Here is a 639-nt window from a genome sequence, read left to right as displayed (position 1 = left end):
CCATGTGGGCATGGACCTGCTTGACCGTGGCGGGCCCGGTTTCCCAGATGGCCTGCAACACATCGAGTTCGGCGCTGGTGGGTTTGGCGGGGGGAGGCGACTTGGCGGGCATGGCGAGATTCCGGGGAAAGCGAGGGTTTATCTAGAACATTTTTTCTAGAATAACTTTTCTAGAAAAGATTGTCTATGTTGAAACAGGACTGTGCACTTCATCACAATGCGCAAGATCCGGCATCCGCCCGCCGGCGCGCGGGGATAATATGCCGCTCCGATAAAATTCCCCTATACGAGAAAAGGACGAACGGCAATGAGCGGCAAGACCCGGGTAGGCATCATTTTCGGCGGCAAGTCGGCGGAGCATGAGGTGTCGCTGCAATCGGCCAGGAACATCGTCGACGCGCTGGACAAGGAGCGCTACGAAGCCGTGCTGATCGGCATCGACAAGCAGGGCCAGTGGCACGTCAACGACGCCTCGAACTATCTGCTGCATGCCGAGGATCCCGCCCTGATCGCGCTGAACCGAAGCAATGTCGAAGTCGCGCTGGTGCCTGGCAAGCAGGAACGCCAGCTGGTGGGCGCCGGCGGCGCGGCGCCGGCCTTGGGCCAGATCGCCGTGATCTTCCCCCTCGTGCACGGCAC

1 pseudogene is annotated in these 639 nt (G+C 60.6%); it reads left to right on the top strand.

What is annotated here, in order from left to right:
- Positions 1-307: 307 nt before the first annotated feature.
- Positions 308-639, top strand: a pseudogene (locus KDH83_RS31135) (hypothetical protein); the annotation flags it as partial.

Origin of the sequence: Achromobacter sp. Marseille-Q0513 (assembly GCF_018195695.1) — a bacterium.
In the GTDB taxonomy this organism is placed as follows: domain Bacteria; phylum Pseudomonadota; class Gammaproteobacteria; order Burkholderiales; family Burkholderiaceae_B; genus Achromobacter.
The sequence above is the reverse complement of the archived record's forward strand: the minus strand, read 5'-3'. Positions and strand labels throughout refer to the sequence as shown.